The 12,202-nt window shown below is 48.4% G+C and carries 13 protein-coding genes; 2 read left to right on the forward strand and 11 right to left on the reverse strand.

Translation table 11 applies throughout. The features are described from left to right. Positions 1 to 21: 21 nt before the first annotated feature. The gene (gene rsmI, locus P2W84_RS07980; protein ID WP_276089596.1) at positions 22 to 735 is read right to left on the reverse strand and encodes a 16S rRNA (cytidine(1402)-2'-O)-methyltransferase; all 714 of its coding nucleotides are present in this window, start codon (positions 733 to 735) and stop codon (positions 22 to 24) included. 38 nt (positions 736 to 773) lie between these two features. Here rsmI and serS point away from each other — a divergent pair, with 38 nt between their 5' ends. Beyond that, positions 774 to 2,045, forward strand: coding sequence for a serine--tRNA ligase (gene serS, locus P2W84_RS07985; RefSeq protein WP_276089597.1), 1,272 nt, complete (start codon positions 774 to 776; stop codon positions 2,043 to 2,045). A gap of 83 nt (positions 2,046 to 2,128) precedes the next feature. Here serS and P2W84_RS07990 read toward each other — a convergent pair whose 3' ends face one another. The 5 genes from P2W84_RS07990 to ileS form a co-directional block, all read right to left on the reverse strand. Then, on the reverse strand, positions 2,129 to 2,443 hold the full coding sequence (locus P2W84_RS07990) for a hypothetical protein (RefSeq protein ID WP_276089598.1): 315 nt from the start codon (positions 2,441 to 2,443) through the stop codon (positions 2,129 to 2,131). Positions 2,444 to 2,557: 114 nt separating this feature from the next. Continuing rightward, positions 2,558 to 3,262 carry an SIMPL domain-containing protein gene (locus P2W84_RS07995; RefSeq protein ID WP_276089599.1) on the reverse strand — a complete coding sequence of 235 codons (705 nt, stop codon included), beginning with the start codon at positions 3,260 to 3,262 and terminating at the stop codon, positions 2,558 to 2,560. Between the two features lie 82 nt (positions 3,263 to 3,344). Continuing rightward, positions 3,345 to 3,947, reverse strand: a complete 603-nt coding sequence (locus P2W84_RS08000) for a lipoprotein signal peptidase (protein ID WP_276089600.1) — start codon at positions 3,945 to 3,947, stop codon at positions 3,345 to 3,347. Further along, positions 3,947 to 4,327 (reverse strand): TraR/DksA C4-type zinc finger protein, encoded by a 381-nt coding sequence (locus P2W84_RS08005; protein WP_276089601.1) that lies wholly within the window; start codon positions 4,325 to 4,327, stop codon positions 3,947 to 3,949. The genes P2W84_RS08000 and P2W84_RS08005 overlap by 1 nt, the downstream gene beginning before the upstream one ends. Before the next feature lie 5 nt (positions 4,328 to 4,332). After that, a complete protein-coding gene (gene ileS / locus P2W84_RS08010; protein ID WP_276090076.1) occupies positions 4,333 to 7,719 on the reverse strand; it encodes an isoleucine--tRNA ligase in 3,387 nt (1,128 codons plus the stop codon). An 87-nt stretch (positions 7,720 to 7,806) separates the two neighbouring features. On the opposite strand from ileS, the gene P2W84_RS08015 reads away from it, so the two are divergent. Then, positions 7,807 to 8,586: an SDR family oxidoreductase gene (locus tag P2W84_RS08015; RefSeq protein WP_276089602.1), complete on the forward strand. Its 780-nt coding sequence runs from the start codon at positions 7,807 to 7,809 to the stop codon at positions 8,584 to 8,586. Positions 8,587 to 8,672: 86 nt separating this feature from the next. On the opposite strand, the gene P2W84_RS08020 is transcribed toward P2W84_RS08015, so the two are convergent. The 5 genes from P2W84_RS08020 to P2W84_RS08040 all read right to left on the reverse strand — a co-directional run bounded on the left by P2W84_RS08020 (position 8,673) and on the right by P2W84_RS08040 (position 12,182). Further along, positions 8,673 to 9,095, reverse strand: a complete 423-nt coding sequence (locus P2W84_RS08020; RefSeq protein ID WP_276089603.1) for a hypothetical protein — start codon at positions 9,093 to 9,095, stop codon at positions 8,673 to 8,675. A gap of 98 nt (positions 9,096 to 9,193) precedes the next feature. Then, entirely contained in the window at positions 9,194 to 10,261 is a 1,068-nt protein-coding gene (locus P2W84_RS08025) for a HesA/MoeB/ThiF family protein (RefSeq protein WP_276089604.1), read from the reverse strand. Positions 10,262 to 10,291: 30 nt separating this feature from the next. Further along, a complete protein-coding gene (locus tag P2W84_RS08030) occupies positions 10,292 to 10,855 on the reverse strand; it encodes a DUF4256 domain-containing protein (RefSeq protein WP_276089605.1) in 564 nt (187 codons plus the stop codon). 58 nt (positions 10,856 to 10,913) lie between these two features. Beyond that, entirely contained in the window at positions 10,914 to 11,342 is a 429-nt protein-coding gene (locus tag P2W84_RS08035; protein WP_276089606.1) for a DUF1398 family protein, read from the reverse strand. 69 nt (positions 11,343 to 11,411) lie between these two features. Beyond that, positions 11,412 to 12,182, reverse strand: a complete 771-nt coding sequence (locus tag P2W84_RS08040) for a helix-turn-helix domain-containing protein (protein WP_276089607.1) — start codon at positions 12,180 to 12,182, stop codon at positions 11,412 to 11,414. Between the last annotated feature and the right edge of the window lie 20 nt (positions 12,183 to 12,202).

The raw sequence follows: 12,202 nt of genomic DNA on the forward strand, positions 1-12,202 counted from the left end.
GGTTTTTTCTTTAAAGCCGGGTTATTCGTCGTTCCGGTTATATTTTGCCTTCTTTTCGGGTTCAGGTGCCCCTGCGATACAAATTACGAATTCTCCCTTTAAAATATTGTTTTCGAAATGTGATTTAATCTCGGCCAGCCTCCCCCTTACAGTCTCTTCAAAGCGTTTTGTCAGTTCCCTGCTCACCGAAGCCTGACGGTCTTCGCCAAAATACCCGATAAATTCTTCCAGCGTTTTCAGCAGCCGGTGCGGGCTTTCGTACAGCACCATCGTCCGTTGTTCTGAAGTGAGCTTTTTAAGGCGGGTCTGACGTCCCTTTTTTACCGGCAGAAAGCCTTCAAATACAAAAGTGTCGCAAGGGAGGCCCGAATTCACCAGTGCAGGCACAAAAGCAGTAGGCCCCGGCAGGCATTCTACCGCCAGGTCATGTTTCAGTACCTCACGCACCAGGAAGAAACCCGGGTCAGATATTGCTGGCGTCCCTGCATCTGAGATCAACGCGACTTTTTTCCCCTCTTTAAGGAAACGCACAATCTCCGAAGAAGCCTGGTGTTCGTTGTGCTGATGGTGTGAATAGGCCTTTCTTTCAATGCCAAAATGCTTCAGCATCGGCGCGCTTGTCCGGGTGTCTTCTGCCAGGATCACATCAGCTTCCTTCAGGATACGCACGGCCCGGAAAGTCATGTCCTCGAGGTTGCCTATTGGGGTGGGGACCAGAAAAAGTTTACCTGACATCGCAAATCAATCTTATCTTTGTGCAAAAAACAATAATAATGCTGCAAGTTAACTATATCCGCGAAAACAGAGACAAAGTTTTAGAACGACTGAGCGTCCGCAACTTCAAACACCCTGAACTGGTTGATGAGATCATCTCCACCGACGAAGAACGCAGACAGCTCCAGACTTCGCTGGATAACCTTTCGGCAGCAGCCAACGCAGCCGCCAAACAGATCGGCGAGCTCATGCGCACCGGCAATAAGGAGGAGGCAGATGCCCTGAAGGCAGAAACAACAGCCAATAAGGAACAACACAAGAAACTATCCGAACAACTGTCGGAAAAGGAACAGCAACTTCACAACTTAGTTGTGCAATTGCCCAACCTGCCGCACCACCTGGTAAAGGCAGGCAGCAGCGCAGACGACAATGAAGTTATCTTGGAACACGGTAGTCCGGCAATACTTCCTGAAGGTGCGTTGCCACACTGGGAACTGGCTGCCAAGTATGACATCATCGATTTTGAGCTGGGTACCAAGATCACCGGCGCCGGCTTCCCGGTATACAAAGGAAAGGGTGCCAGGCTGCAAAGGGCTATGATCAATTTTTTCCTCGACCAGGCTACCGAGCAAGGTTACCGGGAGATGCAGGTTCCCCATGTGGTCAATGAAGCTTCCGGGTTCGGCACCGGGCAGTTGCCCGATAAGGAAGGGCAGATGTATCACGTGGGCATCGACGGGCTGTATCTTATCCCGACTGCAGAAGTACCGGTGACTAACCTTTATCGCGATGTCATTCTGAAGGAGGAAGAGCTTCCTGTAAAAAATACAGGTTATACTCCTTGTTTCCGCAGGGAAGCAGGTTCATACGGATCTCATGTGCGCGGGCTCAACCGACTGCATCAGTTCGATAAGGTAGAATTGGTACAGATCGCCCATCCGGACCGTTCCTATGAAATCCTGGAGGAAATGAGCGCCTATGTTCAATCGCTGCTGCAAAAGCTGGGTCTGCACTACCGGGTATTGCGTCTTTGTGGCGGAGATACCGGTTTTGCTTCTGCCATGACCTATGACATGGAGACCTGGAGCGCTGCACAACAGCGCTGGCTGGAGGTTTCTTCTGTATCCAATTTCGAAACCTATCAGAGCAACAGGTTAAAGCTGAGGTTTAAGGGTGCAACCGGCAAGACCCAACTGGCCCACACACTCAATGGCAGTGCACTCGCCCTGCCGCGTATCGTTGCTTCCATACTTGAAAATAACCAAACCGATAAGGGCATCAAGATACCCGAGATCCTGGTACCATATACCGGCTTTGAATACATTGATTAAAAATACCCACCTATAAAAAAAGCTTCCCTTGGGAAGCTTTTTTGTGTTATCAGTGATGATTATATAGGGAAGTGGTTATTCTTTTACAGGATCAGGATCAACACCAGAATGATGATGATGATGGCACCCACAGAAAGGTAAACACCGCCGCCCATCGCACGGGCTTGTTGTTTAAGCTCTTTCAACTCTTTCTTCAGCGCCTTACGCTCATCTTTCGATAATTCCGACTTGTCCATCGCCTTGATCTCTTCGACCCGGTCAGTGATCCGTTTCAGTTCAATCTGCTGTGCTGCCGTAAGTTCAGTTTTTACCTTATCCTTATTGCTGGCAGCGTAAACGGTGTCTACACTTACCACCAATGTGAAAACGAGTACCAATGTGTAAATCAATTTTTTCATATCATTTAAGTTTTAGTGATCCCCGGATACATAACAAAAAACCTACCAAAGCGATTTGGTAGGTTCCCTTACAGTTTTTTGTTTAAAACTGTCTATTCTTGTAGTCACACCCTATTATTTGATCTCAAATACCGTGTTCATTACATAGTTCAGTTTGATCTTTTTGAAGTCGATTTCCGGTGCCGGTGCATTTTCTGCAGCACCGTCAAAGGAAGCCTTCATCATCACGTTGCGGTACATGGCCTGAGGGTAAACCTCATTGTTTATCTCCTGAATGTCGATGACACTACCCAGTTTATCACCCAGTGCTTCCACCAGGTAACTGGCTTTTTCCCTTGCAGCCTGCAGCGCCTTTATCTTCAACTCACGTTTCAATGTCTCAATCTTTGAGTAGTCATAGCTATCGATATTGGTGTATGCAATGCCTTTAGGATCTATCGCGCCAATAATTGCATTCCATTTGTTCAGATCGGAAACCTTAAGGCGGTATTGTTTGCTGGCCAGGTAATCAGGGTTCTTCTTTTTCTCGGTAGTGATGGTATAGCTGCTCAGATTGTTGATGGTCAGGTTTTCCTTGTCCAGACCAGCTTTCTGTACTGCAGCATACAGCTGGTTTTCCAGTTCGGTAATGTCCACCTTTTTCTTGCTGTTGCCATCCTTCAGATATTCCTTCAGGGAAATGCTGATGTAAATAATATCAGGAGTAACTTCTGTTTCTGCAGATCCGCTCACACTGATCTTTTTTCTCAGGTCTACTTGTTGTGCCATGGCACTTACGCTTAATAAGGCAACGAAGGCAAGGGTCAATAACTTTTTCATAACGATTTGATTCTTTTTTGTGTTTGATCATTAGATGAAATTATCATACCAATTCCATAAGAAAAAGTTAAACGCCTGCTGATCACTCCTCAACAACCTCATTATTAGGTCCAATTTCTTCAACGGAGTCTTCCTTGAAATAAGATTTCTGGAATATCAGAATGATGATCACACCTACAGAGATTGCGGCATCCGCAATATTGAACACTGGCCTGAAAAAGATGTAATCCTCCCCGCCCCATATGGGTACCCAATTAGGGAATACCCCTTCAAGAATGGGAAAGTAGAACATATCTACCACGCGTCCGTGAAACAGGCCTGCATATTTGTAGATCACCCCGTAAAACACCGAATCAATAATGTTGCCCAGCGCACCTGCAAAGATCAGTGCCACATTCAGGATAAGTCCCCTGTGGTATTTTCTCTGGATCAGGTAATGCAGTCCGTAGCCGATACCGCCAACCGCGGCAATCCTGAACAGTGACAGGGAGAGTTTACCAAACTCGCCACCAAATTCCAGCCCGAAGGCCATTCCGTTGTTCTCTGTAAAATGGATGATGAACCAGTTGCCAAGTATCTTAAACTCCTGGCCGATGTACATATTGGTCTTGATCCAGGTCTTCAAAGCCTGGTCGGCCAGCAGTACAAAAAAAATAATGAGCAGCGGCTTGGTATATCCCTTCATTACGACTGCTTCAGTTTGGCCTCCATACTCAGGGTAGCATGCGGCACTGCACGCAGGCGTTCCTTCTGGATCAGTTTGCCCGTTTCCCTGCAAATGCCATAAGTCTTGTTCTCAATACGTACCAGTGCGGCTTCCAGGTTGTCAATAAATTTCTTCTGACGCGCAGCCAACTGATTCAGCTGTTCCTTTTCCAGGGTAGCAGATCCGTCTTCCAGGGTCTTATAAGTGCCTGAAGTATCTTCCGTGCCATTTGAATTCGGATTGCTCAGCGAGCTGGATAAGTCTGCAAACTCTTCTTTTGCGATACGTAGTTTTTCGAGGATCAGCTCTTTGAATTCTTGTAACTCACTGTCCGAATACCTTGTTTTCTCTTTTTCCATAATTTTTATAGTTGTGCAATCAAAATTTGTAGTTCAACATCATCGATCACTATTTTGTTTCCTCTGTCCAATGTCTCCGACAGCACGACATCGTCTGCCAGAATTTCGGCGCAAATGTAGTGCTTATTGGCAAGCAATGCAGTTGCGATCAGGTTATCCTTTTGTAAAGTCACGCTGATGCGGTCAGTTACTTCAAAGCCAAGTTCCTTCCTCAGGTTCTGGATACGGTTCACCAGCTCACGTGATAATCCTTCCTGTTTCAGTTCCTCTGTAATGGTCACATCCAGTGCCACCGTCAGGCTGCCGGAATTGGTAACCTGCCATCCCGGAATATCTTCCGCAATAATGTCCACGTCAGTCAGGTCAATCGAATATCCCAATACTTCATAACTGCCCTTAAGCTCAAACGCCGTTAGCTCTTCCTGTGTCATCCCGGTCACGGCCTCTGCTACCGCCTTCATATCCCTGCCCACCTTTGGCCCAAGCGCCTTGAAGTTTGGCTTTATTTTCTTGGTGATGAAACCAGCAGTGTCGGTAATGTACTCAATTCCCTTGATATTCGTCTCAGATAAGATCAGTTCGCGGACTTTCTCCACTTTACCTGCAAATTCATTGTCCAGCACCGGTATCAAAATCTTTGCCAATGGCTGCCTTACATTGATGCCCGTTTTTTTGCGCAGCGACAATACCATGGAGGAAATGTCCTGGGCAAGCTGCATACGTTCGTTGAGTTCCCGGTCAATCAAGGCGGGATCGGCAGGGGCCAGTACCGTCAGGTGTACGGACTCCGCAGTATTCGATGCATCGCCTGCCGTCAGGTTTCTGAACAGCCAGTCGGCAAAGAAAGGGGCTACAGGGGCCATCAACTGCGAAAGCGTATTCAGGCAGGCATACAGCGTTTCATAGGCCGCCTTCTTGTCTGCCGTTAGTTCGCCCTTCCAGAAACGGCGGCGGGAGAGGCGGATGTACCAGTTGCTCAAATGTTCATCCACAAAATTCTGGATCGCTCTTGTCGCCCGGGTAGGCTCATAAGCTGCGTAGCTTTCGTCTACCTCAGCCACCAGGTTCTGCAGCAGGGAAAGTATCCATCTGTCCAGTTCTGTTCGCTCGGCAACGGGAGTCAGGTTATTCTGATCTATTTCAAACTTATCAATGTTGGCATATAGCGCGAAGAACGCATAAGTATTGTACAGCGTTCCAAAGAATTTGCGGCGCACCTCAGCAATACCCTCTGCGTCAAACTTCAGGTTGTCCCATGGGTTTGCATTGGAGATCATGTACCAGCGCGTAGCATCTGGACCAAATTCCGTAAGCGTTTTGAAAGGATCTACCGCATTTCCCAGGCGTTTGGACATCTTCTGCCCGTTCTTGTCCAGCACGAGGCCATTCGATACTACATTTTTGTAGGCAATCCTGTCAAATACCAGCGTTCCGATCGCATGCAAAGTATAGAACCAGCCGCGGGTCTGGTCAACGCCTTCTGCAATGAAGTCAGCAGGAAAATCTGTATTCCCCTCAATCTTGTCCTTATTCTCAAATGGATAGTGCCATTGTGCATATGGCATCGCGCCCGAGTCAAACCATACATCGATCAGGTCAGTCTCCCGCTTCATCGGTTTACCTGAGGGTGAAACGAGCACAATACGATCGACTACGTTCTTATGCAAGTCTACTTTATCATAGTTTTCCTCTGACATGTTGCCGATCTCAAATCCGCTGAACGGATTTCCCTGCTGGATCCCCGCGGCAACGGACTTCTCGATCTCGTTATACAGCTCTTCTACAGAACCCACTACCAGTTCTTCCTTCTTGTCCTCGGTACGCCATACCGGCAATGGGATACCCCAGTACCTCGAACGGGAAAGGTTCCAGTCATTAGCATTTTTCAGCCAGTTGCCGAAACGGCCTTCACCTGTAGCCTTTGGTTTCCAGTTGATCGTTTCGTTCAGTTCGAACATACGGTCCTTTACATCCGTTACTTTAATGAACCAGGAGTCCAGCGGGTAATACAGCAAAGGCTCGTCTGTCCGCCAGCTGTGCGGATAACTGTGTACATATTTCTCAACCTTAAAAGCTTTGTTCTCTTCCTTCAGCCTGATCGCGATCTCCACATCCACCGATTTCTCCGGTGCGCTGCCCGCGTCATAGTATTCATTCTTTACATACTTGCCTGCGAGCTCACCCATATGATGAGTGAACCGGCCCTGCAGGTCAACCAAAGGGACAGGCGTGCCGTTCTCATCCAGCACCAGCATCGGTGGTACCTCAGGTTTGGCCTCACGGGCCACCCGGGCATCATCTGCACCAAAGGTAGGGGCCGTATGCACGATGCCGGTACCATCTTCAGTCGTCACGAAATCTCCGGAGATCACCCTGAAGGCATTTTCCGGATACTGATAAGGCAGGGTATACTGCAGCAGCTGCTCATAACGGATACCCACCAGCTCGCTGCCCTTAAAGGAAGCCAGTACCTGGTAAGGGATCTTCTTATCGCCAGCTTTAAAATTCTCAAAATCTTCAGCAGCAGTACTTTCAAAATATACCTTGCTGAACTGTTTGCCCACCAGCGCCTTTGCCAGAATCACATTTACCGGCAGGAAGGTATACTGGTTAAAAGTCTTCACCAGCACGTATTCAATCGCAGGCCCGACGGTCAGCGCCGTATTGGAAGGTAAAGTCCATGGCGTAGTCGTCCAGGCGAGGAAATGCACCGGTCCGAAACCCTGCAGAAATGCAGGCAGGGTCTCGGGTAAAGTCAGGAACTGTGCTACAATGGTTGTATCGGTTACATCGCGGTAAGCCCCGGGCTGATTGACCTCATGCGAGCTCAGACCCGTACCGGCTTTAGGTGAGTACGGCTGTATCGTATATCCCTTATATAGCAGGCCTTTGTCATAGATCTGCTTCAGGAGCCACCATACCGACTCCATGTATTTAGACTTATAGGTGATGTAAGGGTCGCCCATATCTACCCAGTAGCCCATTTTTTCGGTCAGGTCGTTCCAGACATCGGTATAACGCATTACCGTTTTTTTGCAGGCTTCATTGTAATCTTCCACAGAAATGGTCTTTCCGATGTCTTCCTTGGTGATGCCCAGTTCCTTTTCAGTACCCAGCTCTACAGGCAGGCCATGCGTATCCCATCCGGCCTTCCTTTTTACCTGGAAGCCCTTCTGTGTCTTGTAACGGCAAAAAATATCCTTAATAGCACGGGCCATGACGTGATGGATGCCCGGCATGCCATTGGCAGACGGCGGGCCCTCGTAAAACGTAAACGGATTGGTTGCCGGGCGCGACGAAACGCTTTTCTCAAAGATGTTTTCCTTCTTCCAGAATTCCAGTACCTCTTCCGCTATTTTAGCCAGTTCTAATTGTTTAAATTCCCTATACATCAATAAAGTATCTCCAAAAATTAAAGGTTGCAAAGTTACGGTTTTGGAATTAAAAAATACCCTACTTTTGTTAGTTCAGCAACGGATATGAAGGAAACATACGCATTAGTTACAGGGGCCAGCAAGGGCATCGGAAGGGAAGTGGCCATTCAGCTGGCGGCAAAAGGCTATCACCTGTTGCTTGCTGCAAGGTCGGCACCTGAACTGAAGGCACTTTGTGAAGAACTGAGCGATGCCTACCAGGTGGAAGCCAGGTATTTTGCCTGCGATCTTTCCCTTCCCGGTGCCGCCGCTGAACTTGCCGCCCGCTGTAAGGCAAAGACCAGTACGCTCAGCGTCCTGGTCAATAACGCAGGTTTCGGTGTATGGGGCGGGTTCAGTGAGCTGAAACTTAGCGACCAGATGGCCATGCTCCAGCTCAACATCAACGCAGTAGTGGAACTCAGTCATTTATTGTTGCCCCTGCTGAAGGAGCAGCGCCAGTCGTATATTCTCAATGTGTGCAGCACTGCCGCCTACCAGGCTATGCCCGCTATGACCGTCTATGCCGCTACAAAAGCTTTTGTACTTTCCTTCAGCAGAGGACTGCGTTATGAGCTTCGCAACAGCAACGTTTCGGTAACCTGTCTTTCCCCCGGGCCCACCGAAACCGGTTTTGCCAGCAGGGCAGGACTCGATATGCTGGAAGACCTTGCCAAAAAATTCAATATGCAGCCCGGTGAGGTGGCCAGGGCAGGATTAAAGGCCATGTTCAACAAAAAGGCAGAGGCCATTCCCGGCTTCCTGAATAAAGTATCCGCCTTTGGTGCCACCCATCTGCCTAAGACATGGATCGAGAAGATTACGGCAAACATCTATAAACGCTGAGAGCAGCCTGATATCATCTGCTTTCGCAATTTCACCAAACGGGAAACCGTCCGCGACATTGAATAGTACGCCCAGCTTAAATCCTGTTAATCGAAGGCGATCTTTTCAGGGCCTGAAACCTTTTCCACATGACAGGCGCATTTTCCTCCCTTTACCTTCACCATGGCCGATTTTGTCTGACCGGTCGCCTGATAAGTCCCGCTTACCTTAATGTCATCACCCTCAGCTGAAAGTTGTTTCAGATGGCTGTCATCTGCGATGACATAAGTGCCGGGTACAAAAGATGAGTACATCGCAACATTGCTCTTCAACGTATCTCCGGTACGCTGATTAACCGCACTGTAATCTTTAACACCGACCGCTGCCCCTTCTTTGTCAGTAAAGCTGACTGGCACAAAGGCAAACACCTCTGTGCAGATCTTGGGTTCTTTGCCACATTCATCTTTCTTTTTGTCGCAGGCAGTCAGCATGCCAAATCCCGCAATTAGTAATATAGAGGTCCTTTTCATTTCAGATTGATTATCCTGGTTTACCTGGTCAAACGGCACCAGCAGATGAAACGCTACAGTCAGTATCAAGCAGATCTATACTGCGCGGAAACTGCCGCTTACTTCATCCATCTTACGATGCCGCCCCTGAGGTTGTAGATCTGCTTTTTTTCACCATATTTTTCCTGCAGCGCTTCTGCAGCATCCCTGCTTCTCAGGCCATGCTGGCACATGACAATGATATGGGTTGCGGGGATATCCTCAGACAAGAGATCTTGGAAATCAGACATAGGTACCTGCCGGATGTGCTCTCCTTTCAGTTCCGGCTGCTCATGCCGTTCCCTGACATCGATGATCAGGGTATCCGCTTGCTGCCGCAGCAATTCCATCTCCGCAGCATCAATATCGGTATATTCCCCGCGGTCAGACGAAGATGGAATTTCAGAAGGGGAAGAGGAGGACAGGCTGCCCGGTCTGATATTGAGGATGTGTTGTGACCAGGTGAGCACGTCCAGCTGTAACAACTTGTTGATCAACGCTTCACCTATGCCCGTAATGAGTTTGATCACCTCCGCGGCGGCCATTGTCCCGATAATGCCGGGCAATACGCCGATCACCCCGTTTTCTGCGCAGTTGGGAACCTCGCTTGCAGCAGGGGGCAAGGGGAAAATATCGCGGTAATTGGCTGCTCCGTCTCCCAGGTCTATATTGAAAATAGCCAGCTGTCCTGTAAATCCTGTTATCGCAGCAAAGACCAGCGGTTTGGCAAGCAGTGCACAGCTATCATTAATCAGGTACCTGGTCTGGAAGTTGTCTGTACCATCAATGACATAATCATAGTCTTCAAGCAGGCTGACAATATTCTCCTTTCCTATACGTAACTCATGAGGCCTGATCCTCACCTCGGGGTTCATCTTGTCCAGGCGTGACGCCGCCACCTGTACCTTTGATCTTCCGATATCTTCCGTCAGGTAAAGTATCTGGCGGTGCAGGTTAGAAAGGCTGACGGTATCGTCGTCGGCAATACCGATATTTCCGATACCGGCCGCAGCCAGGTATTGGAGCGCCGGACAGCCCAGTCCCCCGGCGCCGATCACTAAAACCCTTGCTTCACCCAGTTTTTCTTGTGCCTGGAGGCCGAAACCGGCCAGCCTTAGCTGTCTGTCATACCGTTCGCTGTACATCATTTCTATGCCCTATGAAAATCCGGATAGCCCCTATACCCTTAGCGAAACGCGAAAACCCCTGGCCGCATAATAAGATTCGGCCCCGTTATGGTAGACAAAGATGGTATCGTACCGGCGGTCGGCAAAAAGGGCACCGCCAAGTTTCCTGATACGGTCTGGTGTGGCGATCCAGCTGGATGTTTTGGTGTCGAATTTTCCGAGTTCCTGCAATCTTCTGTATTCTTCTTCAGTCAGGATCTCTATGCCCATTTCTTCGGCTGCGTTCAGGGCGCTGTCTTTTGGCTTGTGTTCTTTTCTTGATTCCAGCGCCTGGGGGTCAAAACAAAGGCTCCTCCGGCCTCTGGGGCTTTCGGCCGAACAATCAAAAAAGATATATTCCCCTGTTTTCCCGTCAAAGCCGACGACATCTGGTTCTCCGCCGGTCGCTTCCATCTCGTCAAGTGACGAGAGTTTTTCCGGGCGCTTTTCCAGTCTTTCGGCTACCTGATTCCATTCGATGCCGCTATGGCGGTCCATATTCTTTTCAAAGCGGTCCTTCAATATCCTGAGCAGCTCAGTTGCCGTTTCAGGGGTAAGTATTTTTCCGGGAGTCATCAGAGTTGTCAGATTATATCGAAAGCTAATTTAAGACTTCTGAAAGAAATTCTTGCAGTTATACCGACGGAATGGTTTCTGTTAAGACCTCATTGCCGTCGTCATCATAATAAATACAAGTCATTGCCTGGAGGTCTGCGGTCCATTTGGTAATGCCTGTTTCTGCGCAATGCCTGCAAAAAGTAAGATAATCAGAGCCGCCTTGCTGATGTAAAAGCAGGTGTGCGCGAAATAGTTCAGGGTCAGGATCAGCATTGATGGGAAGTTCAGAATATCTGGCTTCTGACAAGACCTGATAGCCCCCTGCCCCGAAATAGGCTGCATGGCCGTCGGATACATAGATGTTGTAAGTTCTAATCCCCAACTGTATAAGTTCCCGGATATATGACGGGAAATCAGCCCCGCTTTTTACCTTTTGATGTGCGGCTTTGATCTGGGCAAGGGTAAATTTGCATTTAAAGTATTCCTGTTGTAATTGACTGAACATGATATTGATGTTTTGGTATCTTCCATCGAAGGTCAGGATTGCATCAGCGTGGTAATTGTAAAAAATCGTTTATTGGTCTTTTCTTTTAAAGAAGACTTCCGGGGAAGTTCCGGTAAAGGCCTTGAATTCTTTAATGAAATGCGCCTGGTCATAAAACCCGGCCTGATAGCCCAGATCTGTTAGCGGCTGCTGAGCGTCGTAGCTTTGGATGGCATGCCGAAGCCGTACAATGGAGGCAAATTTTTTGGGGGTAGCACCGACAATAGACCTGAAGCGTTTTTCGAGCGGGCTTTGGCTGATGTGCAACTCATTCATCAGTTCTTTGATGCGGATATTACCCTTGCGCCTGCAGATAAGCGCGATGGCCTGAAGCACCAGATGGTCTGGGATGAAGCGCCTTAACTGTGTTTTAAGAAAAGCTTCCACGTAAGAGACACGCTCAATATCGGTTTTTGCCGCCCACAACTGTTCTTCCAGAATGAGTAGGGTAGAACGCAGCATCATGTTATCGATAGAAAGGCTTTCCCTGAAGAATTCATGAACGGGCTGGTCGAAGAAGGCAGTTGCATAACCTTCTCTGAAATAAACCAGGACAGTTCCGGTAGTGGGTAAACTTTTAAACATACGATAGCTATCGTTCATGCCGGTAATCCCAGAAGTAGTCAGCTGTATTTCTGCTGCGTCCCGGACATAGGACAGGCCACCCTTATACTGGAATCCCATGACCAGCCCGGTCTCAGGAATTACTTTGTATATATTTCCAGCTTCCGATTCAGAAATGACCAGGGCCTTAATATATGGCCTGAGCACCTCACAGGGGATGTAGGAATCGAATTTCATTGCAAATGCAATTTACAAAG

The sequence above is a fragment of the Pedobacter sp. JY14-1 genome (assembly GCF_029269825.1).
Taxonomy (GTDB): domain Bacteria; phylum Bacteroidota; class Bacteroidia; order Sphingobacteriales; family Sphingobacteriaceae; genus Pedobacter.

Excerpts from the sequence above, each read along its gene's own strand:
- P2W84_RS07990 (WP_276089598.1), bottom strand. The coding sequence starts at position 2,443 with ATGAAAAAATTGATTTACACATTGGTACTCGTTTTCACATTGGTGGTA.
- P2W84_RS08005 (WP_276089601.1), bottom strand. The coding sequence starts at position 4,327 with ATGGAAAAAGAGAAAACAAGGTATTCGGACAGTGAGTTACAAGAATTC.
- P2W84_RS08025 (WP_276089604.1), bottom strand. The coding sequence starts at position 10,261 with ATGATGTACAGCGAACGGTATGACAGACAGCTAAGGCTGGCCGGTTTC.
- serS (WP_276089597.1), top strand. The coding sequence starts at position 774 with ATGCTGCAAGTTAACTATATCCGCGAAAACAGAGACAAAGTTTTAGAA.
- P2W84_RS08030 (WP_276089605.1), bottom strand. The coding sequence starts at position 10,855 with ATGACTCCCGGAAAAATACTTACCCCTGAAACGGCAACTGAGCTGCTC.
- rsmI (WP_276089596.1), bottom strand. The coding sequence starts at position 735 with ATGTCAGGTAAACTTTTTCTGGTCCCCACCCCAATAGGCAACCTCGAG.
- P2W84_RS08040 (WP_276089607.1), bottom strand. The coding sequence starts at position 12,182 with ATGAAATTCGATTCCTACATCCCCTGTGAGGTGCTCAGGCCATATATT.
- P2W84_RS07995 (WP_276089599.1), bottom strand. The coding sequence starts at position 3,262 with ATGAAAAAGTTATTGACCCTTGCCTTCGTTGCCTTATTAAGCGTAAGT.
- ileS (WP_276090076.1), bottom strand. The coding sequence starts at position 7,719 with ATGTATAGGGAATTTAAACAATTAGAACTGGCTAAAATAGCGGAAGAG.
- P2W84_RS08035 (WP_276089606.1), bottom strand. The coding sequence starts at position 11,342 with ATGTTCAGTCAATTACAACAGGAATACTTTAAATGCAAATTTACCCTT.
- P2W84_RS08015 (WP_276089602.1), top strand. The coding sequence starts at position 7,807 with ATGAAGGAAACATACGCATTAGTTACAGGGGCCAGCAAGGGCATCGGA.
- P2W84_RS08000 (WP_276089600.1), bottom strand. The coding sequence starts at position 3,947 with ATGAAGGGATATACCAAGCCGCTGCTCATTATTTTTTTTGTACTGCTG.
- P2W84_RS08020 (WP_276089603.1), bottom strand. The coding sequence starts at position 9,095 with ATGAAAAGGACCTCTATATTACTAATTGCGGGATTTGGCATGCTGACT.